Origin of the sequence: Sulfitobacter sp. M85, from assembly GCF_029285915.1 — a bacterium.
Lineage (GTDB): Bacteria > Pseudomonadota > Alphaproteobacteria > Rhodobacterales > Rhodobacteraceae > Sulfitobacter > Sulfitobacter faviae.
In genome coordinates, this window is record NZ_JABECQ010000002.1 from 311,562 (window position 1) to 334,045 (window position 22,484).

At 63.9% G+C, this 22,484-nt stretch carries 22 protein-coding genes and 1 other RNA gene; 12 read left to right on the forward strand and 11 right to left on the reverse strand.

Translation table 11 applies throughout. From position 1 onward, the window contains the following. Window positions 1–158: 158 nt before the first annotated feature. The 6 genes from rpmG to gatC form a co-directional block, all read right to left on the reverse strand. Window positions 159–326 (reverse strand): 50S ribosomal protein L33, encoded by a 168-nt coding sequence (rpmG, locus tag HKX24_RS05355; protein ID WP_007119221.1) that lies wholly within the window; start codon window positions 324–326, stop codon window positions 159–161. Between the two features lie 159 nt (window positions 327–485). Further along, an RNA gene (gene rnpB, locus HKX24_RS05360) (RNase P RNA component class A) lies at window positions 486–966 on the reverse strand. 11 nt (window positions 967–977) lie between these two features. After that, window positions 978–1,667, reverse strand: a complete 690-nt coding sequence (locus tag HKX24_RS05365) for an N-acetylmuramoyl-L-alanine amidase (protein WP_271693216.1) — start codon at window positions 1,665–1,667, stop codon at window positions 978–980. A 3-nt stretch (window positions 1,668–1,670) separates the two neighbouring features. Next, window positions 1,671–2,435: a hypothetical protein gene (locus HKX24_RS05370; protein ID WP_271693217.1), complete on the reverse strand. Its 765-nt coding sequence runs from the start codon at window positions 2,433–2,435 to the stop codon at window positions 1,671–1,673. A gap of 37 nt (window positions 2,436–2,472) precedes the next feature. Beyond that, window positions 2,473–3,960 carry an Asp-tRNA(Asn)/Glu-tRNA(Gln) amidotransferase subunit GatA gene (gene gatA / locus HKX24_RS05375; RefSeq protein WP_271693218.1) on the reverse strand — a complete coding sequence of 496 codons (1,488 nt, stop codon included), beginning with the start codon at window positions 3,958–3,960 and terminating at the stop codon, window positions 2,473–2,475. Continuing rightward, window positions 3,960–4,247, reverse strand: a complete 288-nt coding sequence (gene gatC / locus HKX24_RS05380; RefSeq protein ID WP_209219074.1) for an Asp-tRNA(Asn)/Glu-tRNA(Gln) amidotransferase subunit GatC — start codon at window positions 4,245–4,247, stop codon at window positions 3,960–3,962. Before gatC ends, gatA begins: the two co-directional genes overlap by 1 nt. A 304-nt stretch (window positions 4,248–4,551) precedes the next feature. Between gatC and HKX24_RS05385 the strand changes: the two genes are divergently transcribed. The 3 genes from HKX24_RS05385 to HKX24_RS05395 all read left to right on the forward strand — a co-directional run bounded on the left by HKX24_RS05385 (window position 4,552) and on the right by HKX24_RS05395 (window position 6,181). Next, window positions 4,552–5,244 (forward strand): metal-dependent hydrolase, encoded by a 693-nt coding sequence (locus HKX24_RS05385; RefSeq protein ID WP_271693219.1) that lies wholly within the window; start codon window positions 4,552–4,554, stop codon window positions 5,242–5,244. A 72-nt stretch (window positions 5,245–5,316) separates the two neighbouring features. Next, window positions 5,317–5,475 (forward strand): hypothetical protein, encoded by a 159-nt coding sequence (locus HKX24_RS05390; protein ID WP_156505794.1) that lies wholly within the window; start codon window positions 5,317–5,319, stop codon window positions 5,473–5,475. 16 nt (window positions 5,476–5,491) lie between these two features. Further along, window positions 5,492–6,181: a VIT family protein gene (locus tag HKX24_RS05395; protein WP_271693220.1), complete on the forward strand. Its 690-nt coding sequence runs from the start codon at window positions 5,492–5,494 to the stop codon at window positions 6,179–6,181. Window positions 6,182–6,257: 76 nt separating this feature from the next. Here the strand turns inward: HKX24_RS05395 and HKX24_RS05400 are convergent, their stop codons facing one another. Then, window positions 6,258–7,034, reverse strand: a complete 777-nt coding sequence (locus HKX24_RS05400) for a Bax inhibitor-1/YccA family protein (RefSeq protein WP_271693221.1) — start codon at window positions 7,032–7,034, stop codon at window positions 6,258–6,260. A 625-nt stretch (window positions 7,035–7,659) separates the two neighbouring features. Between HKX24_RS05400 and HKX24_RS05405 the strand changes: the two genes are divergently transcribed. The 4 genes from HKX24_RS05405 to HKX24_RS05420 all read left to right on the forward strand — a co-directional run bounded on the left by HKX24_RS05405 (window position 7,660) and on the right by HKX24_RS05420 (window position 10,800). Further along, window positions 7,660–8,034, forward strand: coding sequence for a helix-turn-helix transcriptional regulator (locus tag HKX24_RS05405; protein WP_168612238.1), 375 nt, complete (start codon window positions 7,660–7,662; stop codon window positions 8,032–8,034). 80 nt (window positions 8,035–8,114) lie between these two features. Next, on the forward strand, window positions 8,115–8,915 hold the full coding sequence (gene hisN / locus HKX24_RS05410) for a histidinol-phosphatase (RefSeq protein WP_271693222.1): 801 nt from the start codon (window positions 8,115–8,117) through the stop codon (window positions 8,913–8,915). A gap of 134 nt (window positions 8,916–9,049) precedes the next feature. Further along, entirely contained in the window at window positions 9,050–10,384 is a 1,335-nt protein-coding gene (locus HKX24_RS05415) for an 8-oxoguanine deaminase (protein WP_271693223.1), read from the forward strand. After that, entirely contained in the window at window positions 10,381–10,800 is a 420-nt protein-coding gene (locus tag HKX24_RS05420; protein WP_271693224.1) for a CAP domain-containing protein, read from the forward strand. Before HKX24_RS05415 ends, HKX24_RS05420 begins: the two co-directional genes overlap by 4 nt. A 24-nt stretch (window positions 10,801–10,824) precedes the next feature. On the opposite strand, the gene guaD is transcribed toward HKX24_RS05420, so the two are convergent. After that, entirely contained in the window at window positions 10,825–12,126 is a 1,302-nt protein-coding gene (gene guaD / locus HKX24_RS05425) for a guanine deaminase (protein WP_276153845.1), read from the reverse strand. A 122-nt stretch (window positions 12,127–12,248) separates the two neighbouring features. Here guaD and mgtE point away from each other — a divergent pair, with 122 nt between their 5' ends. The 4 genes from mgtE (at window position 12,249) to HKX24_RS05445 (ending at window position 16,954) form a co-directional block, all read left to right on the forward strand. Beyond that, window positions 12,249–13,652, forward strand: coding sequence for a magnesium transporter (gene mgtE, locus HKX24_RS05430; RefSeq protein ID WP_271693226.1), 1,404 nt, complete (start codon window positions 12,249–12,251; stop codon window positions 13,650–13,652). Then, window positions 13,649–14,236 (forward strand): 5-formyltetrahydrofolate cyclo-ligase, encoded by a 588-nt coding sequence (locus tag HKX24_RS05435; protein WP_271693227.1) that lies wholly within the window; start codon window positions 13,649–13,651, stop codon window positions 14,234–14,236. The genes mgtE and HKX24_RS05435 overlap by 4 nt, the downstream gene beginning before the upstream one ends. Before the next feature lie 38 nt (window positions 14,237–14,274). Next, entirely contained in the window at window positions 14,275–15,087 is an 813-nt protein-coding gene (locus tag HKX24_RS05440) for a TIGR00282 family metallophosphoesterase (RefSeq protein WP_271693228.1), read from the forward strand. A gap of 94 nt (window positions 15,088–15,181) precedes the next feature. After that, window positions 15,182–16,954, forward strand: coding sequence for an SLC13 family permease (locus HKX24_RS05445; RefSeq protein WP_271693229.1), 1,773 nt, complete (start codon window positions 15,182–15,184; stop codon window positions 16,952–16,954). Window position 16,955: 1 nt separating this feature from the next. Here the strand turns inward: HKX24_RS05445 and HKX24_RS05450 are convergent, their stop codons facing one another. Continuing rightward, window positions 16,956–17,990, reverse strand: coding sequence for a hypothetical protein (locus HKX24_RS05450; RefSeq protein ID WP_276153846.1), 1,035 nt, complete (start codon window positions 17,988–17,990; stop codon window positions 16,956–16,958). Between the two features lie 319 nt (window positions 17,991–18,309). Here HKX24_RS05450 and HKX24_RS05455 point away from each other — a divergent pair, with 319 nt between their 5' ends. After that, complete coding sequence (locus HKX24_RS05455) at window positions 18,310–19,707, forward strand: hypothetical protein (protein WP_271693231.1); 1,398 nt, start codon at window positions 18,310–18,312, stop codon at window positions 19,705–19,707. A gap of 70 nt (window positions 19,708–19,777) precedes the next feature. On the opposite strand, the gene HKX24_RS05460 is transcribed toward HKX24_RS05455, so the two are convergent. Continuing rightward, the gene (locus HKX24_RS05460) at window positions 19,778–20,635 is read right to left on the reverse strand and encodes a bile acid:sodium symporter (protein WP_271693232.1); all 858 of its coding nucleotides are present in this window, start codon (window positions 20,633–20,635) and stop codon (window positions 19,778–19,780) included. Window positions 20,636–20,710: 75 nt separating this feature from the next. Then, window positions 20,711–22,483, reverse strand: coding sequence for an SLC13 family permease (locus HKX24_RS05465; RefSeq protein WP_271693233.1), 1,773 nt, complete (start codon window positions 22,481–22,483; stop codon window positions 20,711–20,713). Between the last annotated feature and the right edge of the window lies 1 nt (window position 22,484).

A 22,484-nucleotide genomic window follows, 5' to 3' on the forward strand; every position in this document is an offset into this window, starting at 1 on the left:
ATGCGCCTCCGGTGCTGAAGCACCCGCTGGCCTCAAAAGGTCCACCGGACCTTTTGCAAGACGGCCATCGGCCCCGGGTCGGGCGCGATCCAGCCCTGCACAATGCAAAGGGCCACGCGAAACCGCGTGGCCCTTTGAAACTCAAAAGTCAGGCGATCTTACTTGATCTTGCCTTCTTTGTATTCGACGTGCTTGCGCGCAACGGGGTCGTACTTCTTGATGACCATCTTTTCGGTCATGGTGCGTGCGTTTTTCTTAGTCACGTAGAAATGGCCTGTGCCCGCGGACGAGTTCAGGCGGATCTTGATCGTGGTTGGCTTCGCCATGTGTCTTCTCCTGCTGCAGCGCCGCGCAGGCCTGCGTGAATTCTGAATTTCGGGTTCTAGTCAGACCCGCGCCCGAGTCAACCGCTATTTGCCCGCCCGGTGCCGAAAGACGCCGGTTTCGTCGAAAAACCTGCCTTTCACCGTCGAAAGAGCAGAAATATGCGCGGAAGGCCTATAAGCCGGATTTTGTACCTGTCCGAAAACAGGCGATGACCATTCCTCTGACCGCACCGTTGCCGATGCGGCTATAGCTGCCAACCCGGACCTGCTGGGGCAGAAGAGCCCCGCCTTTGACCCGAAGATCATCGGCGCGCGGTCCCTATTTGGCATTGCTCCCGGTGGGGCTTGCCATGCCGGGGCTGTTGCCAGCCCCGCGGTGGGCTCTTACCCCACCGTTTCACCCTTACCCCTCGGCTGATCCGGCAGGGCCGGACCGAAGGGCGGTTTCATTTCTGTGGCGCTTTCCGTCGGGTTGCCCCGCCCGGGCGTTACCCGGCACCGTTTCTTCTTGGAGTCCGGACTTTCCTCTACGTCGCTTTTGCCCCGCAAAAGCGACACCGCGGATGTCACACATGCGTGTGACGAGAGCGGTCGTCGGTCATGCGACGCGAGTCGACGCAGCGGCCATCCAGCCTTCCGCGCAGCCCCGCCCTAGACGCCGCCGCGCGGCGCGTCAATGGGGGCGGGCAGGGCGGCAAGGTCTGCGGGGGTGAGAGGGCCGCGCCCCCATGGCCTGAAACGCAACCGCACGGTGTCTAGCAGCGTGTCATCGTCGCAAGGCGCTGTGAAGCCTGCGGCCTGCGCGGCGGCGCGGAAGGTTTCGGTGGTTACGCTGTCAGGAAGGGGGCCATCGCCCGCAGGCAGCGCCAGCCCGCGCCCTGCGAGCCGGGCCCAATCGAATCGGGGGCCGGGGTCGATCTTGCGGCCCGGTGCCATGCAGGAATGGCCGATCACCCCTTCGGGCGGGATGCCGTGGCGGGCCATGATGCCGGGCAGGAGGGTTTCGAGCGCCTGCATCTGTGGCTCGGAAAACGGGTGATCGCCGCGGTTGTCCAGCTCGATCCCGATGGAGCGTGAGTTGATGTCCTCCAACCCCGCCCATTCGCCCGCGCCTGCATGCCACGCGCGTTGCTCTTCCTCGATCATCTTAATGACCTCTCCGCGCCCTGAAATCAGGTAATGGGCCGAGACTTCGGCGGAGGGGTCGCACAGCCGATCCAGCGCCGCTTGGGCGCTGGTCATGGCGGTGTAGTGCAAGACGATCAGCCGGGGGCGCAGCCCACCGCGCCGCGGGCCGCAATTGGGCGAGGGATGCGCCGTCACGTCAGGCGCGGCAGACATCTGTCAGCCCTGTGCAGCCCGGCGGAAGGGGGTGGGATCCCAGTCGCAGGCGAAACCATCGCCATCGGGGTCCATGCCAAGGCGGTCTTTCTCGGGGCCACCGGCCTCAAGGAAGGCGATCTGTGCTTGGTCGGCGTGGCCGTATTGCGCGCAGGCGCGTTCGAACTTGCGGGCCTTGTTGAAACCGATGCGGCTATAAATCTGCTGACCGACCGACTGATTGGTTTGCAGCGCATAGGCGACGATATTCGGGCCGACATTGCGGCGCTCGGGCAGGGCCTCGGGTTGGACGACCTCATATTGCGCGCGGTTGGCGGCCACGCGGGCGGCGTCGTCTTGAATGCTGCGCTGGCCCGACACGGCGTCAAAGTTGTTCTCGTTCGAGATGCCCACGGCGTTGACCGCGGCGGGGGGCGGGTTCGACGGGCTGGCGTTCACCGGGGCCACGCCCGAGTTGGTGGCCGCATCATTGCCCAGACCGTTGCTGGCCCCACCCGGACGGGTGGCGGCGAGAACGCGGGCGGTTTCCGCCGCCGTCGCTTCGGGAGAGCCGTCATCCAAAGGCTGGGCGGTCACCTCTGAGGCGGCGGGCATGTAGCTGCCGTCGCCCGCCAGCGCGGCATCGCGCGCGCGCTGCTCGGCCTCGAAACTGCCGTCGCCAAAACCGACACCGCGCCCGGTGTTGACGTTCCCGGAATCGGGGATCGCCGGTTGGCAGGCTGCCAAAAGACCGCCTGCCGTCATCGCTAGAAGTGTCCGTGTGATCATCTGACCCGCTCTCGCTTCTTGTTCACCGCTCTGCGGCTTACCACCATTTCTCAGGCTTGGCCACAAAACCGGCGGCCTTCTCCAGCGCATAGGCGGAGGACAGCAGGTCTGCCTCTTCCCACGGGCGCCCGATCAGTTGCAGACCCAGCGGCAGACCCGTGCTGCTTTGCCCGGTGGGCAGCGCCACGCCGGGCAGACCGGCGAGGTTCACCGTCACGGTGAAGACATCGTTGAGATACATCGCCACCGGATCGGCGTCCTTCATCTCACCCAGACCGAAGGCGGCGGAAGGGGTTGCCGGGGTCAGGATGCTGTCGATGCCTTGGGCGAAGACGTCTTCGAAGTCCTTCTTAATCAACGTGCGGACCTTGCGGGCGCGGTTGTAATAGGCGTCGTAGAAACCGGCGGAGAGCACATAGGTGCCGACCATCACGCGGCGCTGAACCTCATGGCCGAAGCCCTCGGCGCGGGTCTTTTCGTACATCTCGGTGATGCCGTCGCCGTGGTCAAGCTTGGCGCGGTGGCCAAAGCGCACGCCGTCATAGCGCGCGAGGTTCGACGACGCCTCGGCGGGCGCGATGACGTAATAGGCGGGCAGGGCGTATTTGGTGTGCGGCAGCGAGATGTCGACGATCTCGGCGCCCGCGTCCTTCATCATGGCGATGCCGTCGGCCCACAGCTTTTCAATCTCCTCGGGCATGCCATCCATGCGGTACTCGCGCGGGATGCCGATCTTCTTGCCGCGAATGTCGCCGGTCAGCGCCGCTTCGAAGTCCGGCACGGCCAGATCGGCGCTGGTGCTGTCCTTGGCGTCATGGCCGCACATGGCCTCCAACATGATGGCCGCGTCGCGCACTGTCTTGGTCATCGGCCCGGCCTGATCGAGCGAGGAGGCGAAGGCCACGATGCCCCAACGCGAGCAGCGGCCATAGGTCGGCTTGATCCCCACGGTGCCGGTGAAGGCGGCGGGCTGGCGGATCGAGCCGCCGGTGTCGGTGCCGGTGGCGGCAAGGCAGAGGTCGGCTGCCACGGCGGCAGCAGAGCCGCCCGAGGAGCCGCCGGGTGTCAGTTCTGCAGTGTCACCTTCGCGACGCCACGGGTTCACCGCGTTGCCGTAGACCGAAGTTTCGTTGGACGAGCCCATGGCGAATTCGTCCATGTTGAGCTTGCCCAGCATCACCGCGCCGCTGTCGCGCAGCTTCTGGCTGACGGTGCTTTCATACTCGGGCAAAAAACCTTCGAGGATGCGGCTGCCCGCTTGGCTCGGTACGCCCTTGGTGCAGAAAAGGTCCTTGATGCCGATGGGCAGGCCGCACATCGCGGGGGCGTCGCCCTGTTTGATGCGGGCGTCGGCTTCGGCGGCCCGTTCCATCGCGATCTCTGGCGTGCGGTGCACGAAGGCATTAAGCGCGCCGGCGCCGTCGATGGCTTGGATGCAGGCCTCGGTCAGGTCTTTCGAGGTGGTCTCACCCTTGCGCAGGGCATCGCGGGCCTCGGCCAAGCTCAATTTGTTCAGATCGGTCATTATTCCACCACCTTCGGCACGGCAAAGAACCCTTCACGGGCATCGGGGGCATTGGCCAGCACGCGGTCCTGCTGGTCGCCATCGGTGACCACGTCTTCGCGCCGTTTCAGGCGCTGCGGGGTCACGGAGGTCATGGGCTCGACGCCGTCGACATCCACCTCGGACAGCTGTTCGATAAAGCCAAGGATGGTGTTGAACTCTTCCGCCAGCGCCGGCAGCGCGTCGGGTTCAACCTTGATCCGGGCCAGTTTCGCCACGCGTGCGGCGGTGTTTTCGTCGATCGACATGAACATCTCCATCTCTTTGAGGCTCCTCTACCGTTTGGGGGCGGGCCTCGCAAGGGTTTGAGAGGTTCGGAACGGAGCCGGGCGGCGCCAGACCGGGGGATGGTGCTTTGCTCGGAGGCAGTTGGGCAATTTATGGCCGCGGCGGTATTCGGTGATGTCGGGATGGCGTCCGGGTTGCGCAAGCGCCAGCCCGTCGGGCATGCGCCCTTGATTCCGGGCTAGGGTGGCATGTTCGGGGTTACTTGATTCCGCGCAGCATAGGGTCAAATCTGATGTTAGACCCACCGCAATCAGGAGGACCCCCATGAACATCATCTGGCTCGGCCATGGCTCATTCCGCATCGAGATCGAAGACCAAGTGCTGCTGATCGACCCTTGGCTCAAAGAAAACCCCATGCTGGACGACGCGCACCATGCCGATGCAATCAAAGGCGCCACGCAGATCCTCGTGACCCATGGCCATTTCGACCACACGGCAGATATCGCCGACGTCGCCAGCCGCACCAACGCTCCGGTCGCGGGGATGGTCGAGCTGATGGGCTGGCTGGAAAGCAAAGGCGTGCAGCAGACCACGGGCTTCAACAAAGGCGGGACGATCCGCGCGGGCGAGGTGGCGATCACCATGGTCCCGGCATCGCACTCCTCATCGGTAGATGGCGAGAACGGCCCGATCTACACCGGGATGGAGACCGGCTTCATGATCTCGGGCGAAGGGCATACGATCTACCATTCCGGTGATACGGCGATCATGGCGGATATGGATTGGATGGGCGACTACCACAAACCTGATATCGGCATTCTCTCGGCGGGCGGGCATTTCACGATGGACATGGCGCAGGCCGCCTATGCCGCCAAACGCTATTTCGATTTCAAGACCGTCATTCCCTGCCACTACCGCACCTTCGACGCGTTGGAGCAATCTGCGCAGACGCTGATTGACGGGCTTCCGGGCGTCGATGTGGTGGAGCCGCAGGTGATGCAGCCGATCACCGTCTGATCCTCCTCCGCCCCGACGCCTTGCGCGCCGGGGCGGAACGGGGGATACCTGAAGGAACTGCCGGGGAATGCTATGTTTGCCAAATCGACTGCCGTGATCTTGCTGCTGACACTGGGGGCCTGCGCCCCGTTGAGCCGGGCGGAGCCCACCGGCAGTGTCGGCTTTACCGGGGTGGGCGGCGACAGGCCGGTCATCTTCCCGGCGCATCTGTTGGTGTATCAGCCGCAGTAGACGCAAGGCGGGTCAGATGCCCAAAGAAGGTCACTTCATCAACCGCAGCAATTGGCTGCGCGCCGCCGTTTTGGGGGCCAATGATGGTATCGTCTCCTCGGCCAGCCTGCTGGTCGGGGTGAGCGCGGCGGGCATGACGCAGGGCAACGTCCTGCTGACGGGGCTTGCGGGGCTTACCGCCGGGGCGCTTTCGATGGCGGCGGGGGAATATGTCTCGGTCTCGGCGCAGGCGGATGTGGAGAAGGCCGATCTGGAGCGCGAGCGCGTCGCCCTGATCGAAGACCCGGACTATGAACTCAGCGAACTGGCCGAAGGGCTGGAGAACCGGGGCGTGCAAAGCGACCTGGCTCTAGAGGTCGCCACCCAGATGACCGACCATGACGCCCTCGGCGCCCATGCGCGCGAAGAGTTGGGCATGTTCGGCCTCGCCGGTCAGGCCGATCCGTTACAGGCGGCGGGCGCTTCGGCATTGGCCTTTGCCCTGGGCGGCGGGCTGCCGCTGTTTGCGGCGGTTCTGGCCCCGGCGGGGCTGCGCGGCGTGACCATTGCCTTGGTGGCGTTGCTAGCGCTGATACTGCTCGGCGCGGGCGGCGCGCAACTGGGCGGTGCGCCAAAGCGGCCCGCCATCGGGCGCGTGCTTTGCTGGGGAGGGCTGGCGATGGCTGTGACCGCCGGGGTCGGGCATCTCTTTGGTGCAATTGGATGACCGCAGGCTGAGATAGCACCAAAGAAAAAGGCCGGCCCCCTTCGGAGCCGGCCTTTCGTATCGGTTGGCAATGCGATTACTCGCGGTTGCCGAAGAGCGACAGCAACATCATGAACATGTTGATGAAGTCCAGATAGAGGCTCAGCGCGCCCATGATCGCGGCCTTGCCCAGCCACTCGGTGTCGCCATGATGGGCATGGGCCAGATACTCGGTCTTGATTTTCTGGGTGTCATAGGCGGTCAGGCCCGCGAAGATCAGAACACCGATGGCCGAAATCGCGAACATCAGCGCCGAGGAGGCGAGGAAGATGTTGACGATCGACGCGACGACCAGACCGATCACACCCATGATCAGGAAGCTGCCCCAGCCGGAGATGTCCTTCTTGGTGGTGTAGCCCCAAAGCGACAGACCCGCGAAGGCGATAGAGGTGATCAGGAAGACCTGCGCGATGGAATAGCCGGTGAAGACCAGAAAGATCGAGCTGATCGAGATGCCCATGACGGCGGCGAAGGCGTAGAACACGACCTGCGCCGTGGCGGCGGACATGCGGTTGATCATGGCGCCAAAGCCGAAAACAAAGGCAAGGGGTGCGAACATCACGACCCATTTCAGCGGCGAGGCATAGAGCGCATAACCCAATTGCGTCAGGTATTTATCCTGGCTGAGCTGCGCCACGGCGGCGGAGGGGTCGGCGGTGACCGACAGGCCCGAGATGGCCCAGGCCGCGGCGAAGGTGATGAGCATGCCGATCGACATGGTGCCATACACCTTGTTCATATGAGCGCGCAGACCCTCGTCGATCGCGGAGACGCGCGACCCGGCAGCAGAGCGAATTGAATTGACGTCAGCCATTTAGTGACTCCCATTGGCAAAGTTGCGTGTCGAAACCCGGCCGACACGTTCTTGGGTCTGAATATCGGGCCTGAGGGGGCGAATTTCAAGTGTCTTGCGGGCTGATAACACGGCAATAATCGCGGGTTTTACGGGTAGGGATGTTCGGGGCGTGCGCGGGGCGTCGGCTTGCCCTGCGCGCGCCTTGGACGGGACTGCCGCGAGCGGTCGATCGGCGGAAAAGCACCGATGCATTTCAAGCGGCGCGCGCGCGGGCGGCAGCCATTCCCACCGCCCCAAACACGGAAAGATGGCATTTGACGCATTCCGACGGGAACCGATTGATATTCTTCGCGTTCATCCAGTGGTTGCCGAGCGGGAAACCGACAGGCCCAAGGAAACTTGGGGATTTCGCACCCGCCGGTCGCAGAGAGAGAGGGGCAGTGCACCGCCTGAGGTTGCAGTCGATACAGGGCAGATTTTTACCATCCCGTGAAAATTCTTGGCCGAACTCAACGCAACCGCTATGATGGGAGGCAGAACGTTCGCGCAACCCCTGCGGTATCGTGCGAGGCGACGGCACACTTCGTCCTTGTTTGGAACTGAGATTGGCACGGTCGCATGTGCCCTATAAGGATTAGAGAATATGGTGCATGTGGTAGATGTACATGTAGGCAAACGTATCCGGCAGCGCCGCTGGCTGACGGGGATGACCCAGCAGAAACTGGCGGAACTGGTCGGGATCAAGTTCCAGCAGATACAGAAATACGAAACCGGCGCGAACCGCGTCAGCGCGTCCCGGCTGTGGGATATCGCCGATGCGCTTGGGGTGCCTGTGTCCTTCTTTTTCGAAGGGTTGAAGGATGAGGAAGTCGCCGAGGGCGCGCCGATGGATGGGCTGCCTGCCGATTTGATGGCCGACAAAGAGGCGATGGAACTGGTGCGCTCTTACTACGCCATCCCCGAGAACCAGCGCCGCCGGTTGTTCGAACTGGCCCGCGTCTTGAGTGACGTGGCCTGAGCCTGCCCGCCCGCGTCTGGACGCGGCTCTAACGCACTGATAGGCTTGCGCAAAGGGGCGCAAACTGTCAGGTCTTTGCCATGATGAACACCAGTGACTTCGATCCCGATATCCGCCGCGTTGCCCATCTGATGGCGGATGCGGCGCGGCAGGTGATCCTGCCCTATTTCCGCAGGCTCGATTTGCAGGCCGACAACAAGCTCGGCACGGGTTTCGATCCGGTGACAGAGGCCGACCGCGCCGCCGAACGGGCGATGCGCGATATCTTGGCCGCCGAGCGGCCCGCGGATGGTATTCTGGGTGAGGAATATGGCGCGCAGCCCGGCACATCGGGGCTGACTTGGGTGCTCGATCCCATCGACGGGACGCGCGGTTTTCTCAGCGGGACACCGACTTGGGGCGTGCTGATTGCGGTCTCCGACGTCTCGGGGCCGTTCTATGGCATCATTGACCAGCCCTATATCGGGGAGCGGTTCGAGGGGGCGCCGGATGGCGCGCTGTTGAGCGGGCCCCACGGCAGCCACCCCTTGCAGACCCGCGCGGCGCGGGATTTGCGGCAGTCCATCGTTTTCACCACATTCCCCGAGGTCGGCAGCAGTGAGGAGGCCAGCGCCTTTCGCGCCGTCGCCTCGCAGGCGTTGCTGACTCGCTATGGCATGGATTGTTATGCCTATGCGTTGGTCGCGGCGGGGCAGGTCGATCTGGTGATCGAAGCGGGGCTGAACGCCTATGACATTCAAGCGCCGATCGCGGTGATCCAAGCCGCCGGGGGCATCGTCACCGATTGGCAGGGCAACCCGGTGCATGAAGGGGGCAGGGCGCTGGCCGCGGCCAACCGCGACATCCACGCCCAAGCGCTTGCGGTCCTTTCCGCCTATTGATCCAATTGTCGGGAAAGCCCGGATTGACCGGCCCCGGCGGGATGCGATAAATCCCGCAGAAGGTCGGTTCTCTCGCCCGTTTTCCACCGATCACACACGCTTTGCATGAGACGGGCATAGCGAAAGTGTGACCTATGGCAGAGACCCTCATCCGCGGCGCGGATTACCTTATCACGATGGACGACACCCGGCGGGAGCTTGCGGGCGCGGACCTGTTGCTGCGCGACGGCGTGATTGCCGAGATCGGGCAGGGCCTTTGGACAGAGGGTGAGATTGTCGAGGCGAAGGGCTGTGTCGTGACACCGGGTCTCGTGAACACCCACCACCATCTTTACCAAAGCATGACCCGCGCCGTGCCGGGGGCGCAGGATGCGCTGCTCTTTGGCTGGCTGCAACGGCTCTACCCGATCTGGGCGCGCATGGGGCCGGAGCATATGTTCGTCTCGGCCCAGATCGGGCTGGCGGAACTGGCGCTTTCGGGCTGTAGCCTGAGTTCGGACCACCTTTATCTCTACCCAAACGGCGTGCGGCTGGAGGATACGATCCACGCCGCCGCCGAACTTGGGCTGCGCTTTCACCCCACCCGCGGCTCGATGAGCATCGGCGAAAGCGATGGCGGCCTGCCGCCCGATGCACTGGTGGAGCGTGAAGCGGCCATTTTGGAAGACTGCATCCGCGTGGTCGACGCCTTTCACGACCCCGCCGAAGGGGCGATGTGCCGCGTCGGATTGGCACCCTGTTCGCCCTTTTCGGTCAGCCGCGAATTGATGCGCGACACGGCGCTGCTGGCGCGCGACAAGGGCGTGATGCTGCACACCCATCTGGCCGAGAATGCCGAGGATGTGGCCTATTCGCAGGAGAAATTCGGCTGTCGCCCGGGGGAATATGCCGAAAGCCTCGGCTGGCTTGGCGACGACGTTTGGCACGCCCATTGCGTGCAGTTGGATGGGGCCGAGATCGACCTCTTCGCCCGAACCCGCACCGGGGTTGCGCATTGTCCCTGCTCGAACTGTCGCCTCGGCTCGGGCATCGCGCCGGTGCGGGCGATGCTGGACGCAGGCGTGCCGCTGGGGCTGGGCGTCGATGGGTCGGCCAGCAATGACAGCGGCAATCTGGCCGCCGAGGCGCGGCAGGCGATGCTGTTGCAGCGGGTGGCGCGCGGCGCAGATGCGATGAGCCCGCGCGCGGCGCTGGAACTGGCCACACGCGGCGGGGCGGATGTGTTGGGGCGGCCTGACTGCGGGCGGCTGATGCCCGGCAAACGGGCCGATGTGGCGATTTGGGATGTTTCGGGCGTGCAAAGCGCGGGCAGTTGGGACCCGGCTGCGCTGCTTCTTGCCGGTCCCACGGCGGTGCGCGACCTTTTCGTTGAAGGCCGACAGGTGGTGCGCGATGGTCAGATTACCACCATCGACTTGGCCGCTCAGGTGGCGCGGCAGAATGATTTGGCGAAAGGCTTGGCTGAATGAAGCCGGTTTTATTCTCGATACTGATGCTGGCGGGGATGCCCGCTTTGGCCGATCCGATGGGATTGGACAGGGTGAACGCCCTGCGCGATGTGAAGGGGTTGCAGCCCCTGAGCTATGACAGCCGTTTGGAACAGGCGGCAAAGGACCACGCCCGCGACATGGCCACGCATGACTATTTCAGCCACCAAGGCCGCGATGGCACCGATGTCGGCCGCCGCGCGGCGGTGGCGGGCTATGAATGGTGTTTCGTGGCCGAGAATATCGCCAAGGGGCAGCAATCGCTCGATGAGGTCATGACCGGCTGGACCAACTCGCCGGGGCATTACCGCAACATGGTCGACGCCCGGGCCGAGGAGATGGGGCTGGTCCGGGCCGATGACGCGGTCTGGGTCATGGTGCTGGGCGCGCCCTGCTGAGCCCAGCTCCCGGCGGGAGGCGCTTTACGCCGTGCCGCCCCGCCGTGTGCCCGCCACCCAAACATCCGCAATCGCGCGGTCGTCGCCCATCATGATCGTGGCGAAAAGGCTTTCCCAAATGTCCTTGGCCGCGGCGTGGCGCTGCGCGATGGCGGGGGTGGAGTCGAGCGACAGCACGGTGATGTCGGCCTCCATCCCTTCGGCCAGTGAACCCACATGATCTTGTAAATGCAGGCTGCGGGCCGAGCCTGCGGTGGCCAGCCAAATGAGCTGTGCCGCATGCAGCGGCGTGCCGCGCAACTGGCCGACCTCATAGGCCGTCGCCATGGTGCGCAGCATCGAAAAGGACGAGCCGCCGCCGGTATCCGTCGCCAGCGCCAGCGGGATGCCCCGCGCGGCCAGGCCGGTCATGTCGAATAGCCCCGAGCCGATGAAGGTGTTTGAGGTCGGGCAATGCACCAGCCCACCGCCGACCTCCGCCAGCCGGTCAATCTCGCGCGGTTCCAGATGGATCGCATGGCCGTAGAGGCCGCGTTCGCCCAGCAGGCCGTGGGCCTCATAGGTATCAAGGTAATCGCGCGCCTCTGGGAACAGGTCTCGGACCCATTCGATCTCATCCGTCTGCTCGCTGAGATGGGTCTGCATCAGGCAGGTTGGGTGCTCTGCCCAAAGCGCGCCGAGGGTGGAGAGCTGCTCGGGCGTGGAAGTGGGCGAGAAACGTGGCGTGATCGCATAGGTCGCGCGGCCCTTGCCGTGCCAGCGCTCGATCAGCGCTTTGCTGTCGTCATAGGCCGATTGCACCGTGTCGCGCAGCCCTTCGGGCGCGTTGCGGTCCATGCAGGTCTTGCCCGCGACGATCCGCTGGCCCCGCTCCGCCGCCGCCTGAAACAGCGCGTCGGCGCTATGGGGGTGGATGGTGCAATAAGACGCGACCGTGGTGGTGCCATGGGCCAGCGTCAGGTCCAGATAGCGCGCGGCAATCTCGCCCGCATAGGCCGGATCCGACAGGCGCATCTCTTCTGGAAAAGTATAGGTGTTCAGCCAGTCGATCAGCCGCTTGCCCCATGAGGCGATGATCGCGGTCTGCGGGTAGTGCACATGGGCATCGACAAAACCCGGGCAGATCAGCGCATCGGTGTAGCGCGTCACCTCAGCCTGCGGATGCGCGGCGCGCAGCGCGTCCCCCTTGCCGACGGCGGCGATCCGGCCATTTTCGATCAGCACACCGCCCTGGGTGTCGATCTTCACGGCATCCTCCCAAGCGCTTTGCATCGGGTTGCCGGAATAGGTGAGCGTCGCGCCCAAAAGGAGTCGTTGATTTGTCATGCCAGTGGTTTAGGTGAGGGCGGGACGGGGAACAATACCGAAGCGTCGCTGGTGCCGTTGTACCGGCTTGGGCGCTCGCATACTATCGTTCTCAATAAAGGCGCAGAGACGGAGAGCAGCGGATGTCAGAGCAGATCGAAGAGCTGGATCCGGCGGCCTCCCCTGAAGAGCGTGCCGAGGCCTATGTGCTCGACCGGAAAGCCGTGGCCGCGATCCTTGAGGCGGTGGAGGCCAATGATCAGGCGCATCTGACCCAACTGATGGAGCCGCTGCACGCGGCAGATATCGCCGACCTTCTTGAGCAGATCGACGAGGACGACCGCGCCGCCTTGATCCGGCTTTACGGGCAGGAGTTCGACGGCGAGATTCTGTCGGAACTCGACGAGTCGGTTCGCGAGGAAGTCATCAGCATCCTGACGCCGCAGGTTCTGACCCAAGCGGTGCGCGAGCTGGACAGCGACGATGTGGTCGACCTGATCGAAGATCTGGAAGACGCGCAGCAGGAAACCATCCTCGACGCGCTGGAAGAGACCGACCGCGTCGCGGTGGAACAGGCGCTGAACTGGCCCGAATATTCTGCCGGCCGTCTGATGCAGCGCGAGGTTGTCATGGCGCCAGAGCATTGGACGGTGGGCCAAGCCATCGACCATCTGCGCGCCACCAAGGAAGAAGACTTGCCGGATCAGTTTTATCACATCGTCATGGTCGACCCGCGCCTGCATCCGGTGGGCAATGTGACCTTAGGCAAGCTCATGCGCTCGCGCCGCGAGACGCGGCTGGCGGATATTCTGGAAGAGACCTTTCAGATCATCCCTGCCATGCGCGATGAGGGCGATGTGGCCTATGCCTTCAACCAGTACCACCTGATTTCGGCCCCCGTGGTCGATGAAGAGGGGCGGCTCATCGGGGTCATCACCATTGACGACGCCATGGCCGTTCTCGACGAAGAACACGAAGAAGATATCCTGCGTCTGGCGGGCGTGGGCGAGGGGTCGCTCTCTGACCGGGTGACGGAGACGACGAAGCAGCGCCTGCCGTGGCTTGCGGTGAACCTTGTGACGGCGATTGGGGCCTCCGTGGTGATCTCGCAATTCGAGGCGGCGATTGCGCAGATCGTGGCGCTGGCCGTGTTGATGCCGATCGTGGCCTCCATGGGTGGCAACGCAGGCACGCAGAGCTTGACGGTGGCGGTGCGCGCCATCGCGACCAAAGACCTCACCGGCTCCAACGTTTGGCGGGTGATCCGGCGTGAGGTTTTGGTGGGGCTGGTCAACGGGCTGATATTTGCGGTGATCATGGGGATCGTCGGCGTGCTCTGGTTCGGCTCGCCGGGGCTGGGCTATGTCATCGCCACGGCGATGGTGATTAACCTCGTGGTGGCGGGGCTTGCGGGCACCGGCATCCCGATCTTGCTGGAGCGGTTCGGGGTGGACCCGGCGCTCGCCTCGGGCGCGTTTGTGACGACGGTGACGGATGTGGTGGGCTTTTTCGCCTTCCTCGGCCTTGCCGCCTTGGTGCTGTTGTGAGCGATTGCGCCGCTCGGAAGGCCGAGGCGCGCAAGGCGGCATTCGCCCGCCGTAAGCCCTTGTTCGAACAGGCGAATGCAGCGCAGGCAGGCTATCTTTCCGAGGTTTTGGCGGGCTACCGCGGCGTGCCGCTGTCGGGTTTCATGCCGATCCGAACGGAGATTGATCCACGCCCTGCCATGGCCGAGGCATGCGCCCATGGTCCCGTCGGCGTGCCGGTGATCGAAAAGCCGAACCACCCGCTGTCTTTTGCCCGTTGGACGCCCGAAACACCGATGGTGCCGGGCACATTCGGCGCGATGATCCCCGCAGAGACCGATTTTTTCGAGCCGGAAATCGTGATCGTCCCGCTTTTGGCCTTCAACCGCGCGGGCGCACGGCTGGGCTATGGCGGCGGCTTTTACGACCGAACGCTGGCGATGCTGCGCGCGCGGCGGGCCACGCTGGCCATCGGCTTTGCTTTCGCGGGGCAAGAGTGGGACGACATCCCGCTGGAAGACACCGACGCGCCGCTCGATCTGATCGTGACCGAGGCCGGGGTGATCGAGGTGACGCCGGGCCTACCTCCGTCCCACGCGGAATAAGGGTTGCCGCCAAGCCGCGCGCGTCCTAGTCCATGGGCATGAAGATTTTGTTTCTTGGCGATGTGATGGGCCGGGCCGGACGGCGGGCGATCACCGAAAATCTGGCGCGGCTGCGGCGCGACTGGAAGCTCGATTTCATTGTGGTCAACGGCGAGAATGCGACCGGCGGCATGGGGCTTTCGGGCGCACATGCCAAGACGCTGCTCGATGCTGGGGCCGATTGTCTGACCCTTGGCGATCACGCTTTCGACCAGAAAGACATGCTCAGCTTTATCGAGCAGGAGCCGCGGGTGATCCGACCGCTGAACTTCTCCAAATCCGCGCCGGGCAAAGGGGCCAAGCTGTTCACAGCGCAGAACGGCAAGAAGGTTCTAGTGACCCAAGCGCTTGGGCAGGTCTTTATGAAACGGCCCTTCGATGACCCTTTCTCGGCGCTGGAGCCGGTGCTGAAAACCCATCCTTTGGGCGGCATGGCGCAGGCGATCATTGTCGATATGCACTGCGAAGCCACGAGTGAGAAGATGGCCATGGGCCATTGGTGCGACGGGCGTGCGAGCCTTGTGGTCGGCACCCATACACATGTCCCCACGGCGGATGCGATGATCCTGCCATGCGGGACGGGCTACCTGAGCGATGCCGGCATGTGCGGCGATTATCATTCGGTGATCGGCATGGACAAGGCCGAGCCGCTGCGCCGTTTCATCACCGGCATGCCGCGCGAACGTTTTACTCCCGCCAATGGCGAAGCAACCCTGTCGGGCGTCTATATCGAGACTGACGACCGCACGGGCCGCGCCACGCGGATCGTCCCGGTGCGTGAGGGCGGTGCCCTTCAGGCCAGCGCCCCTTAAGATCAGCAAGGCGCGGCCCGTGCGTCGCGCTTGCACCGAGGGCTGCAATCGGCGTAACTGGACAACGGCCTTTTGCCCGAATGACAGGTTCTTGATGGAATTTTTCAGCTTCTCTCCGATGGAGACGGCGGTGCTTACCCTCGTGGTTGTCGGCATGATGTTCGTGCTTTTCCTGCGCGAAGCCTTTCCGACCGAAGTCGTCGCCATCGCCGGGGCGGCCTTGCTGCTGGCCCTTGGCGTGCTGCCCTATGATGACGCGCTTGAGGTGCTTTCAAACCCCGCGCCTTGGACCATCGCGGCGATGTTCATCATCATGGGGGCCTTGGTCCGCACCGGGGCGTTGGATGTGTTGACGCGGTTGGCCGAACGCTCGGCCAAGACCCACCCCAAGACGGCGGTGGCGGGGGTGATCCTGTCGGTCATGGCGGCCAGTGCGATCATGAACAACACGCCCGTGGTGGTGGTCATGATCCCGGTGGTGGTACAGTTGACCCGCACGCTGAACACCAAGGCCTCCAAGCTGTTGATACCGCTCAGCTATGCCGCGATCATGGGCGGCTCTCTGACGCTGATCGGCACCTCCACCAACCTATTGGTCGATGGTGTGGCGCGGTCGCAGGGCATGGCCCCTTTCGGCATTTTCGAGATCCTGCCCGTGGGCCTTGTGGTCTGTGCTTGGGGCTTGCTTTACATGCTGCTCCTCGCCGACCGGCTGCTGCCCGCGCGCGACAGCATGGCGAATATGCTCTCTGACCGATCCAAGATGAAATTCTTTACCGAGGCGGTGATCCCGCCCGAAAGCAACCTAATTGGCCGTGAAGTGCTGGACGTGCAGCTTTTTAAACGCGAGGGCGTGCGGTTGATCGACGTGGTGCGGGGCGACGATTCATTGCGTCGCAACCTCAAAGGAGTCGCGCTTCAGGTCGGCGACCGTGTCGTGCTGCGCACCCAGATGACCGAGCTTCTCAGTCTGCAAAACAACAAGGAACTCCGCCGGGTCGACCAGCTTTCGGCAGTGGAGACCACGACCGTCGAGGTGCTGATCACGCCGGGTTGCCGGATGGTGGGGCGCAGCTTGGGCTCAATGCGGCTGCGGCGGCGCTATGGGGTCTATCCGCTGGCGGTGCATCGGCGGAACCAGAACATCGGCCAGCAGCTTGACCAGTTGATCGTCAAGGTCGGCGATACGCTGCTGCTGGAAGGGGCTGCCGAAGACATCCAGCGGCTGGCGAGCGAGATGAACCTTGTCGATGTGACCCAACCTTCGGCCCGGGCGTTCCGCCGGGGGCATGCGCCGATCGCCATTGCCGCCCTCGTGGGGATCGTGGCGCTGGCGGCCTTCAACGTGGCGCCAATCCTCCTGCTGGCCGTGATCGCCGTGGCCGTGGTGCTGGTGACGGGCTGTATCGACGCGGAGGAGGCTTTCTCTTTCGTGGAGGGGCGTTTGCTGGCGCTAATCTTTGCCATGTTGGCGGTTGGCGCGGCCTTGCAGAATTCCGGCGCGATCACGCTAATCGTCGACAATATCGCGCCGGGGCTGGCGCAATTGCCGCCGTTTTTCATCATCTGGGCGGTGTTCCTGCTGACCACCATCCTGACCGAGATCGTCAGCAACAATGCCGTGGCGGTGATTATGACGCCGATTGCCATCAGCCTCAGCACCGCGCTTGGCATGGACCCGCGCCCGCTGGTGGTGGCGGTGATGATCGCTGCCTCCTGCGCCTTTGCCACGCCCATCGGCTATCAGACCAACACGCTGGTTTACGGGCCGGGGGGCTATCGCTTCACCGATTTCATGCGCATCGGGATCCCGCTGAACCTGAGCATGTCGGTGCTGGTCAGCGCGGTGATCCCGCTCATTTGGTAGCTTAGGCGCTGCGCGGCACGTCGGACTGGGCGACGATTGCGTCAAAGCCCGCTTGCGCCTCAAGGAAGTTACGGGTCAGCGGGGCGGTGAGTTCGGATTGGTCCGAGAAATAGGCCCCGACCCGACAGATATGGGCCGCGAATTCAGGATGCACCCCGGCGTCGTCATAGCGTCGGATGCGGTCCTTGCTCAGCCAGCCGCGCTTCTTGGCCTCTTTGCTGATCAGTTTGAGCCGCTGCACCGCGTGGAAGGTTAGGTAGACCGAGAGGTAATCGAGGTAGTCGGGCAGGGCGATGCCGCAGGTCGGATCGAAGGCGTCGATCACCACATCCACCATATCCGGCGGGGCGATGGGCCATGCCTCATCCCCGATCAGCCAAGCGATGTCTTCGGCCCCGTGGCGCAGACCGGCATATTCAAAGTCGAACCAGCGCAGCTTGTCATCCGCGCCAATCGCGGCATTGCCTGAGCGGCAGTCCCATTTGACGAATTGCCGCGCCGGGGCGTTGATGCGTTCATAGGCGGCGGTGCGGTCGAACTGGTCCGAGATGCCGCCGCCGAGGTCTTTCAGAAAATCCACCGCATCGACGAAGTTCAGCACCCAGTCGCGGTTGTTGCCCAGATGCGGCATGATCGCGTTCAACTCGGTCTGGCGCGCGGCGCCGTGGATGCGGAAGATGGCCGAGACGGCCTCGGCTGCGAGGGTAAGCTGTTCGGCGCGTTCCACCCGCGCGACCTCGACGTTGAGGCGGCGTTTGCCGACGTCGGATTGGAACATGATCTCTCCCACAACGCCCAGACATTCGGGCAGGTCGCTGCAGTGGCGGCCAAGCTCGGTCAGCACATGGGCTTCGAGATGGGTGCGGCGGAAGTCCGGGCGCAGGGTGGCGATCACCGTGCGGTCGGTCAGATGCAGCCGAAAGCTCGACCGGTTTTCGCCGCCCGGCGCCGATACCCGCGCCACATCTTGCCCGAAATGCTTGCGCGCCGCCGCGGCGATCTGGGCCTGAGCGCTTTGTTCCTTGGGTCGTGCCATGGGGCCTCCGCTGGTGTTTTCGCCTGTCTAGGTCGGCTGGCTGACGAGGGTACGGCGGGTTTTGGGCAAAACAAAGGCAATTTCCACCTATCCCGACGGGAGTGATTCGCACCCCATCAGCGCATTTGACCTGCACGAAAGAACAATGCCCTCTCAGGGTGTCTCACTGTTTCGATTTATCACGCTTTGTCGGCCCAATTTACCCAAAAAATGGAAAGAATTTGGCGGAAATAGGCGCCGCTGCTAGCTTCACAGGTCAGTGGGGGATGCGGCGCTGCAAAGCGGCCGCGGCTGCAAATGCATATGAGGGATTGGCGCCATGGGTTACAGATTCTCAAAGGGTTGGAACAGCAAGGACAATAGCTGGTCCACTGGCGGTGAAGCGGGCAGCGGTTGCGATGCCAGCGGAACGAAGTCCTATCACAACGGCGGGGTAGAGGGCTCCTCCTTCGCGACGTGGTATGACAAGCACTTGGCCGGGAAGTTCGACGGGAACGATGACGGCAAAGGCTCCGGTTCGGGTGGGACCAAGGGTTCCGGTTCTGGCGGCACGAAGGGCTCCGGCTCTGGCGGTACGAAAGGCTCCGGCTCCGGTGGCACAAAAGGTTCCGGTTCGGGCGGCACGAAGGGCTCCGGTTCCGGTGGCACGAAGGGCTCCGGCTCTGGCGGTACGAAGGGCTCCGGCTCGGGTGGCACGAAGGGTTCCGGTTCTGGTGGCACGAAAGGCTCCGGTTCTGGCGGCACGAAAGGCTCCGGTTCTGGCGGCACGAAAGGTTCCGGCTCCGGCGGTACCAAGGGTTCCGGCTTTGGCGGTACGAAGGGCTCCGGCTCGGGTGGCACTAAGGGTTCCGGTTCTGGTGGCACGAAGGGCTCCGGTTCCGGTGGCACCAAGGGTTCCGGTTCCGGCGGTACGAAAGGCTCCGGTTCTGGCGGCACGAAGGGCTCCGGTTCTGGTGGCACCAAGGGTTCCGGTTCTGGCGGTACGAAAGGCTCCGGCTCCGGCGGGACTAAAGGCTCCGGCTCTGGCGGCACCAAAGGTTCCGGCTCTTGCGGCACTAAGGGATCCGGTTCGGGTGGTACGCAAGGGGGTCATACCGGTGGCGACGATAAGTCCGTTCTTAATTTCCTGATGGGAGAGAGTGGGGAGATCACAATCGCCGTCACGGAAACGCCGGAGGGGCAGCTGCACTTCAACCTTTCGCCCACTGATCCCGAAGCGGAATCCCACGCTGACATCAACGGGCTTTTCTTCAATGTGACTGATGGCAGCGCAATCGAAGAACTGAACTTCTTCCCTGATGTGAACGCCGAAGGCTATCACCTGACGGATGTGAAGGCCGTGGATGACGGTGTCGACGGTTTCGACGATGGTCCCCAAGCGGGAGGCAGCTTCGATGTGGGTCTGCAGTTCGGCACGACCGCTGACAGTTCCGATGATGAGGTCACAAGCACGAACTTCACCCTCTGGACCTATCCCGGCTCGCTGTCTTTCGAAGATATCGATCTGAGCGGCATGCGTGTTGTGGTGGACTCGGATGAGAGCGGCGGCGAGGTGCTTGAGGTGTCCGGTATGGTCGACCCTGACATGGAGGACCCCGATGCCGATACCTCCGACCCCGCGAGCGCCCTCATGGACGCGCTGACCCTCACTTCCATGCCGGAGGAGGAAGACGAAGGGGGCGACACCTGCGAGGATGACGCCTTCGACATGGCCTAAGGGGCCGTCAGTCTAAAAACGAAAGGCGCGTCCCTCTGGACGCGCCTTTTGCTTGGCGGGCGTCGCCCCCTCAGCGTCCGCGCATCCAAAGGACGAAGGGCAGGGCCACCAGATACATCGTGATGCCATAGACCGCCGAGGGCAGGGCATAGGCGCTGAACCCCGACGCTTGGCCCGAGATCAATCCGGCGAGGGTGATGCCAAGCGTGGCGTTCTGGATGCCCACTTCGACCGAGATCGTCTTGCGGGTCTGCCACGCCAGCCCGGCCGCTGCGGCAATACCCAGCCCCAGCAACATCAGCGCCGCGTTCATGCTAATGAGCGCGGGACCAAGCCGGGCGAGATTCTCGGTGAAAACGCTCCAATTTCCGGCCAATGCGGCGAGGACAATCAGCACGAAGAGCAGCGCGGCGAGGGCGGAGAGGCCCGGCTCGATCCGCGCGGCAAAGCCGGGGGCGAGGTGGCGCAGGGCAAGCCCAAGCGCCACGGGCAGGGTGGTGATCACGAACATCGCCACCGCCAGCGCCGCGACCGAAACATCCGGCGCGGCATCGCCCATGAAGTGCCGCACAGCGATGGCGGTGAAGACCGGTACGGTCAGGATGCTCAGAAGCGAGACCACCGCCGTCAAAGTCACCGAAAGCGCCACATCGCCCCGCGCGAATTTGCTGATCATATTCGAGGTCACGCCGCCCGGGCAGAAGGAGAGGATCATCAGCCCGACGGCCAGTTCTCCGCGCAGGCCAAAGGCCATGGCCACGGCCCATGCGGCAGCGGGCACCAGCACCACTTGGCAAAGCGCGCCCAAGGCAAAGGCGCGCGGGTATTTCGCCACGCGGGTGAAGTCTGAAACCGTGAGGCCCACGCCCAGCGACAGCATGATGATCGCCAATGACAGCGGCAGTACGACGTTGATTAGAATGTCCATTTGTCCCCCCAAAGCTGACCTTCAGCCTAGGGGCGGCAAATATGCTCTGGCAAGTCCGACGCGCGGGGGTGGCGATTAAAGCGGCCAGAAGAACAGGATCGCGGGGATCGACACGGCGACGACGATGATCTCCAGCGGCAGCCCCATGCGCCAATAGTCGCCAAAGGAATAGCCGCCGGGGCCGAGGATCAGCGTGTTGTTCTTATGCCCAATCGGCGTCAGGAAAGCCGAAGAGGCTGCCACCGCCACTGCCATCAAAAACGGGTCAGGAGAGACGCTGAGCGACTGCGCCATCTGGATGCCCACGGGCGCCGCGACGATGGTCGTCGCGGTGTTGTTGAGCACATCCGACAGCGACATGGTCACCACCATCAGAACCGTGAGGACCACCCAAGCGGGCAGCCCCTCGGTCAGCCCCACCAGCGCGCCCGCGATCAATTCGGTCCCGCCCGAAGTCTCCAGCGCCGCGCCCAGTGGGATCATCGAGCCCAAGAGCACGATCACCGGCCATTCGATATGGGTATAGAGTTCCGACAGCGGCACGATCTTGGCCAGCACATAACCGACCACCACGATGCCAAGGGCGATCGGCAGGTAGATCAGCCCGAAAGAGGCCGCGGCCACGGCCCCCGCGAACATCGCGATGGCAAGCCAAGTCTTGCTGTCTTGCGTCACCGCAAGGCCCCGGTCGGCCAGCGGCAGCACGCCCAGCCAGTCGGTGACATGGGCCACCGTGTCGCGCGGGACCAGCAGCAACAGGATGTCCCCCGGTTTCAGCTCGGTCGTGCGCAGTTGCGAGGTGATCTTGCGGCCCTGTCGCGACAGGCCCAACAGCACCGTGCGCTGACGCCACGACAGGCCCACCGCCTGCGCCGTGCGTCCGTTGAGCCGTGAGCCATCGGTCACCACGACCTCGACAATCTCGACCCCGTCGCCATCGGCCAGTAGCAGGTCTTCGCGGTCCCGGTCAGCCAGCGCGAGGTTCAGCGTGCTGCGGAACTCGTCCAGCGCGTCGGGCGTGGCCTCAAGCACGATCGCGTCTCCGGCTTGCAGCACCACGTTGCGCGCCGTGCCATAGCGTCGCTTGCCGTCGCGCATCAGGCCCAAGATCGCCACATCGGCGCGATGCGCCTCTTCTTGCAACTCGGCCAGCCGTTTGCCGATCTGTTTGTTGCCCTCGGGTACGGTTAGCTCAGCGATATATTGGGCGATGTCCTCGGCCTCGATCATGGCGTCTTCGCGGGCGGGGATCAGCCGCCAGCCGATCAGCGCGACAAAGATCAGCCCCGCAATGGCGGCCAACCCGCCGACGGGGGCGAAATCGAACATCTTGAAAGGCGCGCCCAAGGATTCCTGCCGGATGGAGGCGATGATGATATTGGGCGGCGTGCCGATCAGCGTGGCCATGCCGCCAAGGATGGTGGCGAAACTGAGCGGCATCAGGCTCAGCCCCGGCGCGCGGCCCGCTTTGCGTGCGGTCTGGATGTCGACCGGCATCAGCAGGGCCAAGGCGGCGACGTTGTTCATAAAGGCCGACAGCACCCCGCCCACGGCACCCATCATGGTGATATGCGCGCCCAAGCTGCGCGAACTGTCGACCAACGTGCGGGTGATCAGCATCACCGCGCCCGAACGGACCAACCCAGCCGAAACCACCAAGACCAGCGCCACGATCAGCGTGGCCGGATGGCCGAAACCGTCAAAGGCGTTTTCCGTGGGCACCACCCCCAGCACCACGCCGAGCATCAGCGCCCCGAAGGCCACGATGTCATAGCGGAACCGCCCCCAAAGCAGCAGACCAAAGACCGCGCCGAAGAGGGTGAAGAGGATAATCTGATCAGTGGTCATA

Bases quoted from the DNA above. Each gene is read 5' to 3' on its own strand.
- rpmG (WP_007119221.1), bottom strand. From the start codon at position 326: ATGGCGAAGCCAACCACGATCAAGATCCGCCTGAACTCGTCCGCGGGC.
- HKX24_RS05365 (WP_271693216.1), bottom strand. From the start codon at position 1,667: ATGTCTGCCGCGCCTGACGTGACGGCGCATCCCTCGCCCAATTGCGGC.
- HKX24_RS05370 (WP_271693217.1), bottom strand. From the start codon at position 2,435: ATGATCACACGGACACTTCTAGCGATGACGGCAGGCGGTCTTTTGGCA.
- gatA (WP_271693218.1), bottom strand. From the start codon at position 3,960: ATGACCGATCTGAACAAATTGAGCTTGGCCGAGGCCCGCGATGCCCTG.
- gatC (WP_209219074.1), bottom strand. From the start codon at position 4,247: ATGTCGATCGACGAAAACACCGCCGCACGCGTGGCGAAACTGGCCCGG.
- HKX24_RS05385 (WP_271693219.1), top strand. From the start codon at position 4,552: ATGAACATCATCTGGCTCGGCCATGGCTCATTCCGCATCGAGATCGAA.
- HKX24_RS05390 (WP_156505794.1), top strand. From the start codon at position 5,317: ATGTTTGCCAAATCGACTGCCGTGATCTTGCTGCTGACACTGGGGGCC.
- HKX24_RS05395 (WP_271693220.1), top strand. From the start codon at position 5,492: ATGCCCAAAGAAGGTCACTTCATCAACCGCAGCAATTGGCTGCGCGCC.
- HKX24_RS05400 (WP_271693221.1), bottom strand. From the start codon at position 7,034: ATGGCTGACGTCAATTCAATTCGCTCTGCTGCCGGGTCGCGCGTCTCC.
- HKX24_RS05405 (WP_168612238.1), top strand. From the start codon at position 7,660: ATGGTGCATGTGGTAGATGTACATGTAGGCAAACGTATCCGGCAGCGC.
- hisN (WP_271693222.1), top strand. From the start codon at position 8,115: ATGATGAACACCAGTGACTTCGATCCCGATATCCGCCGCGTTGCCCAT.
- HKX24_RS05415 (WP_271693223.1), top strand. From the start codon at position 9,050: ATGGCAGAGACCCTCATCCGCGGCGCGGATTACCTTATCACGATGGAC.
- HKX24_RS05420 (WP_271693224.1), top strand. From the start codon at position 10,381: ATGAAGCCGGTTTTATTCTCGATACTGATGCTGGCGGGGATGCCCGCT.
- guaD (WP_276153845.1), bottom strand. From the start codon at position 12,126: ATGACAAATCAACGACTCCTTTTGGGCGCGACGCTCACCTATTCCGGC.
- mgtE (WP_271693226.1), top strand. From the start codon at position 12,249: ATGTCAGAGCAGATCGAAGAGCTGGATCCGGCGGCCTCCCCTGAAGAG.
- HKX24_RS05440 (WP_271693228.1), top strand. From the start codon at position 14,275: ATGAAGATTTTGTTTCTTGGCGATGTGATGGGCCGGGCCGGACGGCGG.
- HKX24_RS05445 (WP_271693229.1), top strand. From the start codon at position 15,182: ATGGAATTTTTCAGCTTCTCTCCGATGGAGACGGCGGTGCTTACCCTC.
- HKX24_RS05450 (WP_276153846.1), bottom strand. From the start codon at position 17,990: ATGGCACGACCCAAGGAACAAAGCGCTCAGGCCCAGATCGCCGCGGCG.
- HKX24_RS05455 (WP_271693231.1), top strand. From the start codon at position 18,310: ATGGGTTACAGATTCTCAAAGGGTTGGAACAGCAAGGACAATAGCTGG.
- HKX24_RS05460 (WP_271693232.1), bottom strand. From the start codon at position 20,635: ATGGACATTCTAATCAACGTCGTACTGCCGCTGTCATTGGCGATCATC.
- HKX24_RS05465 (WP_271693233.1), bottom strand. From the start codon at position 22,483: ATGACCACTGATCAGATTATCCTCTTCACCCTCTTCGGCGCGGTCTTT.